The 12,870-nt window shown below is 34.0% G+C and carries 12 protein-coding genes and 1 tRNA gene; 11 read left to right on the forward strand and 2 right to left on the reverse strand.

Annotation, left to right across the window (positions count from 1 at the left end):
• Positions 1-2: 2 nt before the first annotated feature.
• Positions 3-2,438 (forward strand): outer membrane beta-barrel protein, encoded by a 2,436-nt coding sequence (locus I130_RS05855; protein WP_034920511.1) that lies wholly within the window; start codon positions 3-5, stop codon positions 2,436-2,438.
• Positions 2,439-2,533: 95 nt separating this feature from the next.
• Positions 2,534-3,526 (forward strand): tRNA dihydrouridine synthase DusB, encoded by a 993-nt coding sequence (gene dusB, locus I130_RS05860; protein ID WP_034920408.1) that lies wholly within the window; start codon positions 2,534-2,536, stop codon positions 3,524-3,526.
• Here the strand turns inward: dusB and I130_RS05865 are convergent.
• The gene (locus I130_RS05865; protein WP_034920410.1) at positions 3,523-4,722 is read right to left on the reverse strand and encodes an ABC transporter permease; all 1,200 of its coding nucleotides are present in this window, start codon (positions 4,720-4,722) and stop codon (positions 3,523-3,525) included. The two genes, dusB and I130_RS05865, sit on opposite strands and share 4 nt — an antisense overlap.
• 1 nt (position 4,723) lies before the next feature.
• Positions 4,724-5,116, reverse strand: coding sequence for a 30S ribosome-binding factor RbfA (rbfA, locus tag I130_RS05870; RefSeq protein ID WP_026836835.1), 393 nt, complete (start codon positions 5,114-5,116; stop codon positions 4,724-4,726).
• Between the two features lie 137 nt (positions 5,117-5,253).
• On the opposite strand from rbfA, the gene mce reads away from it, so the two are divergent.
• The 9 genes from mce to I130_RS05905 all read left to right on the forward strand — a co-directional run bounded on the left by mce (position 5,254) and on the right by I130_RS05905 (position 12,836).
• A complete protein-coding gene (gene mce, locus I130_RS05875) occupies positions 5,254-5,661 on the forward strand; it encodes a methylmalonyl-CoA epimerase (protein ID WP_034920412.1) in 408 nt (135 codons plus the stop codon).
• 161 nt (positions 5,662-5,822) lie between these two features.
• Positions 5,823-5,896 (forward strand) — tRNA-Ile (locus I130_RS05880).
• 612 nt (positions 5,897-6,508) lie between these two features.
• Positions 6,509-6,799 carry a helix-turn-helix transcriptional regulator gene (locus I130_RS05885; RefSeq protein ID WP_051119620.1) on the forward strand — a complete coding sequence of 97 codons (291 nt, stop codon included), beginning with the start codon at positions 6,509-6,511 and terminating at the stop codon, positions 6,797-6,799.
• Positions 6,800-6,818: 19 nt separating this feature from the next.
• Positions 6,819-8,027, forward strand: a complete 1,209-nt coding sequence (locus I130_RS05890; protein ID WP_034920414.1) for a primase-helicase family protein — start codon at positions 6,819-6,821, stop codon at positions 8,025-8,027.
• Between the two features lie 246 nt (positions 8,028-8,273).
• Entirely contained in the window at positions 8,274-9,056 is a 783-nt protein-coding gene (locus I130_RS05895; RefSeq protein WP_232224030.1) for a toprim domain-containing protein, read from the forward strand.
• A gap of 220 nt (positions 9,057-9,276) precedes the next feature.
• Positions 9,277-9,426, forward strand: a complete 150-nt coding sequence (locus I130_RS16985; protein WP_410503375.1) for a plasmid mobilization protein — start codon at positions 9,277-9,279, stop codon at positions 9,424-9,426.
• A 273-nt stretch (positions 9,427-9,699) separates the two neighbouring features.
• A complete protein-coding gene (locus tag I130_RS16425) occupies positions 9,700-9,942 on the forward strand; it encodes a BfmA/BtgA family mobilization protein (protein WP_232224031.1) in 243 nt (80 codons plus the stop codon).
• 408 nt (positions 9,943-10,350) lie between these two features.
• Positions 10,351-11,451: a hypothetical protein gene (locus I130_RS05900; RefSeq protein WP_034920417.1), complete on the forward strand. Its 1,101-nt coding sequence runs from the start codon at positions 10,351-10,353 to the stop codon at positions 11,449-11,451.
• 269 nt (positions 11,452-11,720) lie between these two features.
• Positions 11,721-12,836: an ATP-binding protein gene (locus I130_RS05905; RefSeq protein ID WP_034920420.1), complete on the forward strand. Its 1,116-nt coding sequence runs from the start codon at positions 11,721-11,723 to the stop codon at positions 12,834-12,836.
• The last annotated feature ends 34 nt before the right edge of the window (positions 12,837-12,870 follow it).

Raw genomic sequence — 12,870 nt, forward strand, 5'->3', positions numbered from 1 at the left:
GAATGAAAAATTTTTATTTCACCCCCTTTCTTTGTCTGATCTCCCTACTATCATTCACTTCTCAAGCTCAAAATTCCTTAAAAGGAGTTATAATTGATGAAAACCAAAATGCTGTTCCATTTGCCAATGTGATTCTCTTACAGGCATCAGATTCTACGACAGTTTATAAAGGAACCGTATCTGAAGAGGATGGCGGTTTTTTAATTGAGGCTGTAGAAAACAATGAATATGTTCTGGAAGTTAGATTCGTAGGTTATGAAAATTTCGTTAAAAAAATTGAGGTAAAAGGAAATACAAATCTTAGAAAATTAGTACTTATAGAATCTGCTTCAAATTTAGATGAGGTTACTGTTACTGCAAAAAAACCCACCATTTCTCGGAGTGTAGACAGAATTACCTTCAATGTAGAAAACTCTGTGCTTTCTTCAGGAAATTCTTACGAGATCTTAAAAAGAACGCCTGGAGTAATCGTAAGTCAGGGTCAACTTCTAATCAAGAATAGGCCTGCAGATGTTTATATTAATGATAATAAGGTTTATTTAACCGCACAAGAACTTCAGCAATTACTTGAAGGCTTTTCAGGAGAAAATGTAAAATCTGTTGAGGTGATCACCAATCCGCCTGCAAAATATAATGCTGAAGGTGGCTCCATTTTGAATATAATCACTTCCAAAAACTTAGCTATAGGATATAAAGGAAGCCTTAATGCTTCTAACACGATAGCTATTAAACCAAAATATTCTGTAGGGACCAGCCATTATTATAAAACAGATAATTTAAATGCTTTTGCTAGCTACAACTACAATACTAGAAACGATATAAAAACAGATCTTGGAAACATCACTTATTTTGATCCAGCAGGCGGAGTAGATTCCAGATGGGATGATGAATTTAATAAGGAAACTAAAAGGGAGTCTCATAGTTTGAGTACAATCCTAGATTTTACTCTTTCAGAAAAAAGTAAATTAAGTTTGAGCGCAAATATTTTGTACACTCCAAAGGCTGATTCTGATATTGACGGGAGAACCGAAATTTATAATCCGCAAATGCAGTTGGATTCTCTATACACAACAGATAGTAGATTAGAGAATGAGGGTGACAATTTATTATTCAACGCTAATTATTCAACTTCCCTTGGAGAGAGTGAATCTACATTTAGCGCTCAGGCCAATTATATTAAATATAATGACGATCAAACTCAGGATCTTTTAACTCAGTATTTTTCAAATTCAGGAAACTTATTAAATAATAATTCATTTTATACGGTAGCAAATCAAGACACAGATATTTATACGGGACAGGTTGATTTCACTTCTACTATCGCCGGACTTGCTTCGGAATATGGAGCTAAATATTCTGGAATAGATTCTCAAAGCGGGTTGGACTTTTTCAATACTAATGCTGGAAATAGAAATTTTGTAGATGCGCTTTCAGATAAATTTGATTATAATGAAAATATCTTTGCAGGCTATGTAAGTCTTGCTAAAGATTGGGATACCTGGAGTTTAAAAGCAGGTCTTCGTGGAGAGTATACAGATATCGAAGGAAATTCTGCTTCATTTGGAGCCGTGAATACTCAAGAGTATTTTGAGTTATTTCCAACATTATATTTAATGCATACCGTGGGTGAAAATCACTCTTTTGGTTTGGATTATAGCAGAAGGATTACAAGACCTAGATTTCAAAGTTTGAATCCTTACCGGTATTTCTTGAATGAAAATAATTTCCAAGTTGGTAACCCAAATCTGCAGCCGGGGATATCCAATAAAGTTTTATTGAATTATACCTATAAAAATAAGCTTTCATTTGATTTATATTACGATAAGATAAATGATGCCCCGGCAATATTACCTTTTCAAAATAATCAAAACCGAACTTTAAGATCTGTAGCAGATAATTTGATTTACGAGCAACAGTTTAGTTTAGATATTTCTTATTACGACTATATTAAGGACTGGTGGTTTGTTGATCTTTATGCTTCTGTTTTTAAAATGGAGAATGAATTTGTAGCTTTTGAAAGTGAAAACCAAAAAGTCAAAAATGAGGTAACAAGTGTTTATCTTAGAGCATCGAATTATCTTACATTATCTAAAGACGGGACTTTTTCAGGAAATATTCTTGCATTTTATTCACCAGACTTCATTGCGGGGTCATACGATTTTGATGAGCCGCAATATGGGGTTTCATTAGGTTTAAGAAAAACTTTTTTTAATGATAGATTAAGCGCTACTGTAAATGTGGAAGACCTTTTTGATACTTACAACATTCCCTTACGTTCTAATTATTTAAATCAGGATAATTCGTTTTTTGCGATGCCAGAGTCCAGAAGCATCCGTTTTGGCCTACTTTATAAATTTGGAAACTTTAAGTTAAGGGATAATCAGCGAGCATTGGAGGCAGATGAAAATGAACGTTTAGAAGCTCAACAGATGCTATAAGAATTTTTAATTCTAAAGGACATTCCTAACTTAAACTTTAGTTACTAGCAAACTCGATCTAATTTCTTAATTTTGCAACACTTAAATAAAAAGTAGTGGCTAAAATTGGAAATATAGATGTAGGAGAGTTTCCGTTGTTGCTTGCACCAATGGAAGATGTGAGTGATCCACCATTTCGCGCGTTGTGCAAAGAGCAGGGAGCAGATGTGGTGTATACCGAATTTATTTCCTCTGAAGGGCTTATTCGCGATGCTGCAAAAAGCATGATGAAATTAGACATCTACGAAAAAGAGCGCCCTGTTGGCATCCAGATCTTTGGAGCTAATTTAGAATCTATGCTACAATCTGTAGAGATCGTAGAGAAGTCTGGCCCAGATATTATAGACATCAACTTTGGATGTCCTGTAAAAAAGGTAGTTTCTAAAGGAGCTGGTGCTGGTATTTTAAAAGATATAGATTTGATGGTTTCTCTTACTAAGGCCATGGTAGAACACACGAATCTTCCAATTACCGTTAAAACCCGATTAGGTTGGGATACAGATTCTATCAAGATAGTTGAAGTAGCAGAGCGCCTGCAAGATGTAGGTTGTGCGGCTATTTCTATTCATGGACGTACCAGAGTGCAGATGTATAAAGGAAATGCAGATTGGGCTCCAATTTCCAAAGTGAAAGAGAATCCAAGAATGCATATTCCTGTTTTTGGCAACGGTGACGTAGATACTCCAGAAAGAGCGATGGAAATGCGCGATAAATTCGGTTTAGACGGAGCAATGATAGGGAGAGCAAGTATAGGTTATCCTTGGTTCTTTAGAGAAGTGAAACATTTCTTTGAAACAGGTCAACATTTGGGTCCTCCAACCCTAGAAGAACGCGTAGATGCTGCTAGACGTCACTTACAGATGGCTATAGACTGGAAAGGTGAGAAATTAGGAGTTTTTGAAACTAGAAGACACTATACCAACTATTTTAAAGGAATTCCACATTTCAAGGAATACCGAATGAAAATGGTAACCAGTGATCATTCTGTAGACGTTTTTGAAGCTTTTAATGAGGTAGAAAGAGAATTCTCTGGATTTGAATTTGCTTAGGAATTCAAAGCACTTTTACTTCTACTAGCTGCTATATAAGAAGCAGAGATTCCTAAAATACTAATAGTTAAAAACACCAGTATAATATTTTCAGCCTTGATCTTTACAGGATAAGCTAAGCTCGGAGTTATCATTACAAAATTGTACTGTATTTGTAGAAAGATCAGGATTAATCCACAAAATAATCCTAGCAATCCACCAACAAGAGTCATTAGGGATCCTTGCAAAAAGAATATATTCCTTATAGAATTTTTGGTAGCTCCAAGGTTGTGAAGGGTTTTAATATTCTCTCTCTTATCTAAAATTACCATAATTATAGATCCTATTACGTTGAAGAGGGCAATAATTAATACTAAGGTAAAAATGAGATATACCGCAAGGTTTTCTGTATTTAGCATTTTATAAAGCGTTTCATTTAGTTGCGCTCTATCTTTTATGATTACTTTGTGGTCGAAAACTTCCGAAATTTTATTTCGAATGGCTTCCAGATCTATTGTTGGATCTACCTTTAACTCAATTGCAGAAACTTGGCCTTCGTCTATTTCCAATAAGTTTCTAGCAAATTGAATATTTGTAAAAATATACTTACTATCTAACTCTTCATTTACACTATAGATTCCAGTAACTATTACACTTTCTTTATTAAAAGCTTGAGAAGCATTTGTTATTTGCCCTTTTCCAGGTCGCGGTACCATAATATCCAAAAGGTTATTATAGTCGAAAGTATTCAAGGAAAGCAATCTAGATATTCCATTTCCAGCAACCACTTGGAATTCACTTTGAGTTAACCAGGTGCCAAAAACAATGGTGCTGTCTATAGAATTTACCTTTCTATAATTGGCATCCACCCCTTTTATAAAAGCGGTGTGATTTTTAGATTTATAATCAAGAAAGACTCTTTCTTCAACTATTTCTGAAGTGGCCTGAATTCCATCGATGGCTAATAACTTTGCTTTTTCAGCTTCAGAGTAAGTAAAGTTTTTCCCGCTTTCTGGAAGAATTTTAAGATCTGGATCAAATTCATTAGTAAAAGAAAGACTAAAATCTTTTAATCCCGAAAATCCCGAAAGCACGATGAATAATGAGAAAGCACCCGCAAAAACCCCTATAGCAGCAATTATGGTAATTATGTTTATGGCATTATTTGAACTTTTGCTGAACAAATAACGCTTTGCAATGTATAAGGGGAAATTCAAATTAAGATTTTTTCCTTTTGTCTAAAAGATCGGGTTTAGAAATGGGATTATCCTCCCCTTTCATAGATTTTTCAATCTGATCTATATACTCAAGGGAATCATCTACATAAAATGTAAGATCTGGCATTCTACGCAACTGATTTTTGGTTCGTTGTGCCAGTTCATGCTTTATTTTATATTTAATTTCATTAAGATCATTTAATATCGCTTCCCCATTTTTTGAAGGAAATACGCTTAAATATGCTTTAGCTATAGAAAGATCTGTAGTTACTTTAACTTTAGAAACCGAGATCAAAATACCCGTTACCCCAGAATCTCTCAAGTGATTTTGAAGGATCTCAGCTAAATCCTGTTGCAAAACCCCACCTATTTTTTTTTGTCTATTTGTTTCCATCTTGCAAAAGTAGCATAATTAAAGATTATAGTATTTTTATAATCGGAAATATGAAAGAAGTTACGAAAAAGTATAATGTGGATCAACCATCATTTAATGCTTAATTTAAACCAACTTTAGGAGATAAAAATTAAAAAATGAACAAGATTGAACATATTGGTATCGCGGTTAAAAACTTAGAAGAAGCCAACAAAACTTATGAAGCTATTCTAGGAGTTGCTAGTTATAAGACGGAGAAAGTAGAAAGTGAAGGAGTTAACACCTCATTTTTTAAAGTAGGAGACAATAAGATAGAATTACTTGCAGCTACAAATCCAGAGAGTCCTATTGCTAAATTCTTAGTGAAGCGAGGTGAAGGGATCCATCATCTCGCATTTAATGTGGAAGATATCCAGTCTGAAATAGATCGATTGAAAGGAGAAGGTTTTGTTTTGCTGAATGATTTTCCGAAATCTGGAGCAGATAATAAATTAGTTGCATTTATGCATCCAAAATCTGCAAATGGAGTATTGGTTGAATTATGCCAAGAAAAAGTTACGGAATAGTATTTAAAAATTGAAAAAAAGATATTGATTTTCTTGGTTTGATGCTGAACCTAAATGTATTAGTGTTTGTACTGAAGGGTGCTATTAAACATTCTTTAAAAAATGCTTGTTCACTAAAAAGCAATTACATAAATTTGCGCCCTCATTATACCTATTGAGCCGGTCCTATAGCTCAGCTGGTTAGAGCACCTGACTCATAATCAGGTGGTCCCTGGTTCGAGTCCAGGTGGGACCACACTAGTAAAGACAAGGCTTCCGAGAGATCGGGAGCCTTCTTTGTTGGAGGTGGGTACAACATAGGTACAACATTATTTTTGGCAAAAACTTTTCTATTTTATTTCTGTTATTTTTAATTGGAAAAGCAGATGCTTTGTTGGAATAATTTATTCTAAATGTTGAGAATGTATAAGCCGGGTTGGAGGTCATAAATCTTTTATCTCGAGTAAGAGAAAGTATAGAGCACTTTAAACAACATTATCTTTTTCCGACTTTCTCACGTTGTTGATTCCTTTTTAGACTTCAATCTTAATTTCTGTGTTTATTCAAGTACAGAGGATTCAATTATTTTCCTAATATTCTTAAGACTATTGCTTCTGATTATGAAGTGATGTCAATTTTCTTCGTTTCAAATTAATATTTTGGATTACCGATCAATAAAATTTTCATTTTGTAGCAACTAGTATCATATCATTTCTTCGAAATGCTACATTATTGATTAATCAATAAATTCATTGATTTATTAAAAATTATTCAAGTTTTTATTTTTAATGTAGTTAAAATTTCATTTGTCAAGATTTAATTTCATTCTTCTCAGGTAGTTTGTTCCATAAACTAAAAATTAATAATTATGGATGAAAACAAAAGAGTTGAGGATCTACTTAAAGATATTAAGGGCCTCTTAGCCTCCAACAAGAAAATCTTGAACGTGGAAGATCTAGCACAATATACTGGACTTTCCAAAAGCAAAATCTACAAGCTTACCCATTTAAAGCTGATCCCAACCGGAAACAATCCAAACATCAGGCAGAAGTTTTTTGATAAAGAAAGGATTGATGCTTGGCTTCTTGGAGAACCAAATCTTTCCGATGAGTTTCTTGAAAAGGAGTTTAATAAGAAGCTACTATCAAACAGAAAATAATTCGAAAACACCGTCCAAGATGAAAAAGACTTCTTACATCCGCGTGGGTACTTGCTATTATAAAATAGTACATGTGCCATCAATCTCAGGAAATTTCAATAAAATCATAGTTCCTTGGAAGATCGAAGCTCTTAGGACTGATCATGGTAAAGATTTTATAGGAAATATCAAAAAATTCGATGGCTTTGCGTGCATCCCAAGCCATCATGATTTTAAACAAGAACTCTATGGATTTTACAATACCTATAGTCCCTTATCCAATAATCCAAAGGAAGGAAAGGTCGATTATTCGTTGCAATTGTTAAAACACATTTTTGGGAAGCAATTCGAATTAGGGCTAGACTATTTACAATTATTATATTCCAAGCCTACTCAGGTTTTGCCAATTTTATGTTTAGTTTCGAAAGAAAGGGTTACGGGTAAAACAACCTTCCTTAAATGGTTAAAAACCATTTTTGAAAACAATCTCACATATTTGAACAATGATGATTTTAGCAGTCAGTTTAATTCAGATTGGACTAATAAATTACTGATCTGTATAGATGAAGTCCTGTTCAATAAGGAAGAGCTTACAGAGCGAATTAAATATTTGAGCACCACCAATTTTAATAAACTGGAGGCTAAAGGAAAGGATAAGCGGGAAGTGGAATTCTTTGGAAAGTTCATTCTCTGCAGCAATAACGAAGATAATTTTATTAAGATCGATAGCGATGAAACCCGTTTTTGGGTTCTAAAAATTCCTTCCCTCAAAAAAGAAGAAACCAATTTTTTAGATCATTTAGAGACAGAAATACCAGCATTTTTAAATTTTTTACAGAATCGCCAGTTAGTTACCAAGCATAAAACACGCATGTGGTTTTCTGCCGAAGAAATTAAAACCGAGGCATTGGTAAATCTAATGCAAAATAATCGAAACAGAGTAGAAAAGGAACTGGCCAGTATGATCTTAAGCGCGATGGAAACTTTTGAGGTGGATGAAATAGACCTTTGTCCATTAGATGCGCTGCAAGTCTTGAGCCGTACACGGGTTAAAACTGATCTGACCCATTTGCGACAAATTCTCAAAAAAGATTGGAAACTAATTAATCAGGACAATTCACTAACCTACAAAAAAATGATCATTTGGCAAGATGGAGGTTTGGGATTGATTGATGCCGTTGGGAGATACTATACAGTAAGAAAATCATTTTTATCCAAGAATTTTAGCGAAAAACTGAACGATATCTGATGAGCGGTTGATAACCTTGAAGAGCCTTTTTTTATGGATGTTGTTTTAAGGTTTTCATCATTTTTGATATTTTGAGAAATAAGTGGAGGAGAAATGCTTATAGGTATCTCTTTTTTTGATGAATGATGAGAGATAAAGAATAGGACTAGTGATACCAAGGGTTTGATCGCTCATCGTTTTCTCATCAAAAAAAACAGTGATGAGTAGGTATAATTTTATTTAGATGTATTTGGAAAAATAATGCTAATGAAAAAAAAAGAATTTTCACGGATAACCTGCGAAAGAGCCCGAAATCTTTCCATCGTAAAAACGCTGGCAAGCTTCGGGCACTTTCCAAGCAGGACTACGGAGAAAGAAGCCTGGTTTCTGAGTCCCCTTCGGTCAGAAACGCAGGCCTCTTTCAAGGTTTCTTTGCTTTTGAACAAATGGTATGACCATGGACTAGGAACAGGCGGAAACGGGCTTGATTTGGTTCTGGTGATGAAAAACTGTTCAGTTAAAGAAGCACTAGATCTTCTAAGTAAAGAAAAGGACTTCTTTTTTTTTCAGCAGCACATCATAAAAAAGGAAACAAGTCCCAATATTGAAATTATAGAAGTGAAACCCATCCAACATTTGGCGTTGATTCAATATTTGAAAGCTAGAATGATTTCGATACAAACAGCAAACTTGTACTGCAAAGAAGTTACTTATCAAATTGAGGGGAAATCCTGTTTCTCCATCGGTCTTCAAAATAAAGATGGAGGTTGGGAACTTCGCAACAAATTTTTTAAAATCTCCAGTTCTCCCAAAGCCTATACCTATTTGAACAAGCATTCAGAGCAAATGATAGTTTTGGAAGGGATGTTTGATCTTTTATCCATGGCTGAGTTATTTCCAGAGGCACTAAAAAGCTCCGATGTGATTGTTTTAAACTCGCTCTCTTTTTTACAAGCAGTTTCGGAATTGTTTGAAAATTATAAGGAAGTTGATTTGTATTTGGATCATGATGAGCCGGGAAGAATTAATTCTAAGGAACTAACCGATTGATATTCCAATGTGAAGGATAAAAGTAAATGTTACATAGGTTATAAGGATCTGAATGAGCAACTGATCTCAATTAGAAAAGAAAAAGAATTGACTAACAAAATTAAAAAACTCCGGTGAACGCCCAAAGGGAGAATTTCATTTGGAGAAGCAAAGCAAGATGTGTCATTGTCATGACAATCTTGCTTTGCTCCCGGAGGTTGCAAAGATTTTAAAAGAAAAAATGAAACGGGAATACATCCAGATACGCTGCTCGATTTACGAGAAAAAGTTGCTCCAAAAAAGAGAGGCCCGGGCTGGAATTTCCCCTTCTGAGTACCTTCGCTGCACCTCTTTTGAAAACAGTAATCTTGAACAGACTAATATAAAATAAAATGTGCTCAAAATTGAAAACTTCATTTTTCAACATGGAGGTTTTTAGTTCTCTTTTTCATGAGTTGTAAACGAAGGAAAATGAGAAGCAAGAGGATAACACGCTGCGCGTTGTTAGGTTGTTCTCATTTTATAATAAGTATTTGATTTACAGTGATTTATGATTTAATCTAGGATTCTGCACGAACCACCTCATGATACCTTTTACAGTAAATGCTTGGCAGTCCCTATAAACAGTACAACCAATTATCCTAATCTTTAAAAAATAAATACCATGAGCAGGAATTTCTCCCGAATTAACTTCCATACTGAAACGGTGGAACGCTTTAAAAAACACGCCATAGAAAATGAGGTAAATTATACCGAAACCTTAGAAGCGATGTTGGATTTTTTTGACCACAATTTCATCTCTCCCTTCGAACCTTTCCCTCTTACCAATTATAGATTGCTAAATATTTTTAATAACGAATGGATGCGCTTGAAGTATTGTTGCGCAAAATGGAACGAGAAAGTTTAGAGCCAACGCTTAAAATATTGCTTGATCTTATAAAATTGGCAGACCCCAAAAATAAGTTCCGATATCTTGAAAAGAAAGCCTATGAAGAGGACGATACGCATCCCGATTTCTATAAATAACAAAGTTGTTTTAAAATACCGTCTTGGTTTAAATAAAAAAAATAATCATATAAACCAAAAATAGCAATGCGCCCTATGCTGTTTTTACTTAACGCTTATCTTCCCGAACGCTATAAAAACAGCACAGGATCCACGCGCAGGTAAGTTATGGTAGATGAGGGGCTATGAAATAGTAACATTCTAATTTCAATTATGACTTCTGATCCAGCTCCTAAAGATTGGTGATGATAATAGTGAAAAAAGTTATGTTGATTTTGAATATTTTAGACATGAGTAAATCATCAATATTATGAGAAATAAGTTTTCAAGAGAGGAGTTTTTTGATTTATGTTGGGAGAAGAGTATTGTATGGTTTTGTAAGAGCTATTCCTTAACCTACCAAGAATTTAAAAGTATTTGTGAAAAACACAAAATCCCTTTACCCCCTAATGGCTACTGGATGAAAAGAAAATATGGAAAAGCGATTAGCAAACCAAAATTGCCAAACATGCCAGATGCGGATGATGTAGAGCTGCAGATTCGAACTAGCGAAAATTCAAAAAATTTTAAACCTGCAGAAAAGCTGAAGACTATAAATGATGATCATAAGATCTTTGATTTAGAAGTTCCCAAAAGAATACCTAAAAATCCTGATCCGATCATTATGGAAATGCTTTCGGATAATCCGAAATTACATCCGGTTGTTAATAATGTTTGGAATTATACTAAAAGATATGACTACGGAAGAATTTCAGTCACTGCTTCTGAAAAGCCATATAAAAGAGCTTTATGTTTTCTAAACACTTTTATTACCGTGATGAAGGCTAGGGGACATTATTTTCTATTCTGTTATGGAAACTCATATGTAGTTATTGAAGGGATCGAATTTGCTATTAGAATGAGGGAAAGGTCAAAAAGAATTTACGAGATTGAAAATTCAGGATACCGAAGCAGTAAATTAGAATCTATTGGTCTTCTTAGTTTTTTAGCTGGAGAATATTCTGGAAAAGAATGGCAGGAGACTACAAGTAAAACTCTTGCGGAAAAATTACCACTCATTATTAAATATTTGGAAGATATAGCGAAGGAAAAACGGGAATGGCATAGGGAAAATGAAATTCGATTAAAAAAGGAAGCTGTTGAAAAGAAAAAGCAGGAAGAAATAGAAAAGTTGCAAAAGGAAGAAATCTCAATGCTATCTTTAATAAAACAAAAGTCTGATCTCTGGCATGAAGCTAATAAACTGCGGACTTTTTTGAATGAGTATGAAAAGAAAGTTGAACTATCAGATGAAACAAAAGAACAGATATCATTTGGTTTAAGAAAAGCTGACTGGTTGGATCCTCTAAGCCAAAAGGAGGATGAGCTTTTTAGAGATTTTGATCCTTATAAACTTTTAAAAAGTCTCTAAACCAAGACTTTTCATTTATTCAAATTCTCTCAAAAAATAATCAGATAAATGTTTAATGAACACAAACGTTCATTATATTTTAGTGTTCATTGTCACTGAACAGTGCAAAACAATGAACAAAAGAGATTATGTTTGGTGAGGATTACTTTATTCACGAAGTTACCCCAAGGTTAAATCAGTTCATAAATCTTCAATAACACATGTTAATTTGATATTTGGGGATTACAATCCTTAAAAAATAGTATATTTGGGGATTACATTCCCTAAAGATGATTAAAAGAGATTTAGAAAAGAAGATTATAAACCGTTTTGGAACCGGCAAAGCAATTCTATTAATTGGTCCACGTCAAGTTGGTAAAACTACACTTTTCAATAAGTTACTGGAAGGAAAAGAATATCTCTTTTTGAATGGTGATGATCCAACCGTGAGAAAATTAATCTCCAACCCGAATTTAGAACAACTCAAAAATATTATTGGGAACAATAAAATTGTGTTCATAGATGAAGCGCAGCGGATTGATAACATAGGGCTAACACTAAAACTCATTACAGATCAACTTCAATCTGTTCAATTACTTGTGAGCGGCTCATCTGCCTTCGAGTTAAATAACCAGACACAAGAACCATTAACCGGAAGAAAATGGGAATATCAGCTTTATCCTATTTCTTGGGGTGAATTCGAATCGAACGTTGGGTACCTTAAAGCTGAACAACAGCTTGAGCTACGAGTTATTTATGGGATGTACCCAGATGTTATTAATAATTTTGGAGATGAAAAAGAAATTCTAAAGCAATTAACAGATAGTTACTTGTACAAAGATCTTCTTAGTTATGGTGGAATTAGAAAGCCTGAAATCCTTGAAAAATTATTACGCGCTTTGGCTTTTCAAATAGGAAGCGAGGTAAGTTATAATGAATTAGCACAGCTATTAGGAATAGATAAAAAAACTGTTTCGAATTATATAGACTTATTATGCCAAGCATATGTGGTTTTCAAACTTCCAAGTTTTAGTAAGAATTTACGTAACGAGATCAAGACCAATCAAAAAATATATTTTTATGATACTGGTGTTAGAAACATGATTATTGGAGATTTAAATCCTTTAGAAGTTCGTCAGGACAAAGGCAATCTTTGGGAAAATTTTTTAATAGCAGAACGATTGAAGCACAATGCCTACAATGGTTCATTAGCCAAAGCCTATTTTTGGAGAACCGTGCAGCAGCAAGAAATTGATTATGTAGAGGAGGATGCGGGGACAATTACTGGTATTGAAATAAAGTGGAATCCAAAAAGCAAAGTGAAAATCCCTAAAACGTTTGTGGAAGCTTATAATACAGAAGTAAAAGTAATTACAAATGAAAATTTCAGGGAGTTTTTAAAATAGAGAACTTCGATATTAATACTTCCTCTGCAATTTA

The organism is Gillisia sp. CAL575, assembly GCF_000403785.1.
GTDB lineage: Bacteria > Bacteroidota > Bacteroidia > Flavobacteriales > Flavobacteriaceae > Gillisia.

Excerpts from the sequence above, each read along its gene's own strand:
- I130_RS05855 (WP_034920511.1), top strand. The coding sequence starts at position 3 with ATGAAAAATTTTTATTTCACCCCCTTTCTTTGTCTGATCTCCCTACTA.
- rbfA (WP_026836835.1), bottom strand. The coding sequence starts at position 5,116 with ATGGAAACAAATAGACAAAAAAAAATAGGTGGGGTTTTGCAACAGGAT.
- mce (WP_034920412.1), top strand. The coding sequence starts at position 5,254 with ATGAACAAGATTGAACATATTGGTATCGCGGTTAAAAACTTAGAAGAA.
- I130_RS05885 (WP_051119620.1), top strand. The coding sequence starts at position 6,509 with ATGGATGAAAACAAAAGAGTTGAGGATCTACTTAAAGATATTAAGGGC.
- I130_RS05890 (WP_034920414.1), top strand. The coding sequence starts at position 6,819 with ATGAAAAAGACTTCTTACATCCGCGTGGGTACTTGCTATTATAAAATA.
- I130_RS05895 (WP_232224030.1), top strand. The coding sequence starts at position 8,274 with ATGAAAAAAAAAGAATTTTCACGGATAACCTGCGAAAGAGCCCGAAAT.
- I130_RS16985 (WP_410503375.1), top strand. The coding sequence starts at position 9,277 with ATGAAACGGGAATACATCCAGATACGCTGCTCGATTTACGAGAAAAAG.
- I130_RS16425 (WP_232224031.1), top strand. The coding sequence starts at position 9,700 with ATGAGCAGGAATTTCTCCCGAATTAACTTCCATACTGAAACGGTGGAA.
- I130_RS05900 (WP_034920417.1), top strand. The coding sequence starts at position 10,351 with ATGAGAAATAAGTTTTCAAGAGAGGAGTTTTTTGATTTATGTTGGGAG.
- I130_RS05905 (WP_034920420.1), top strand. The coding sequence starts at position 11,721 with ATGATTAAAAGAGATTTAGAAAAGAAGATTATAAACCGTTTTGGAACC.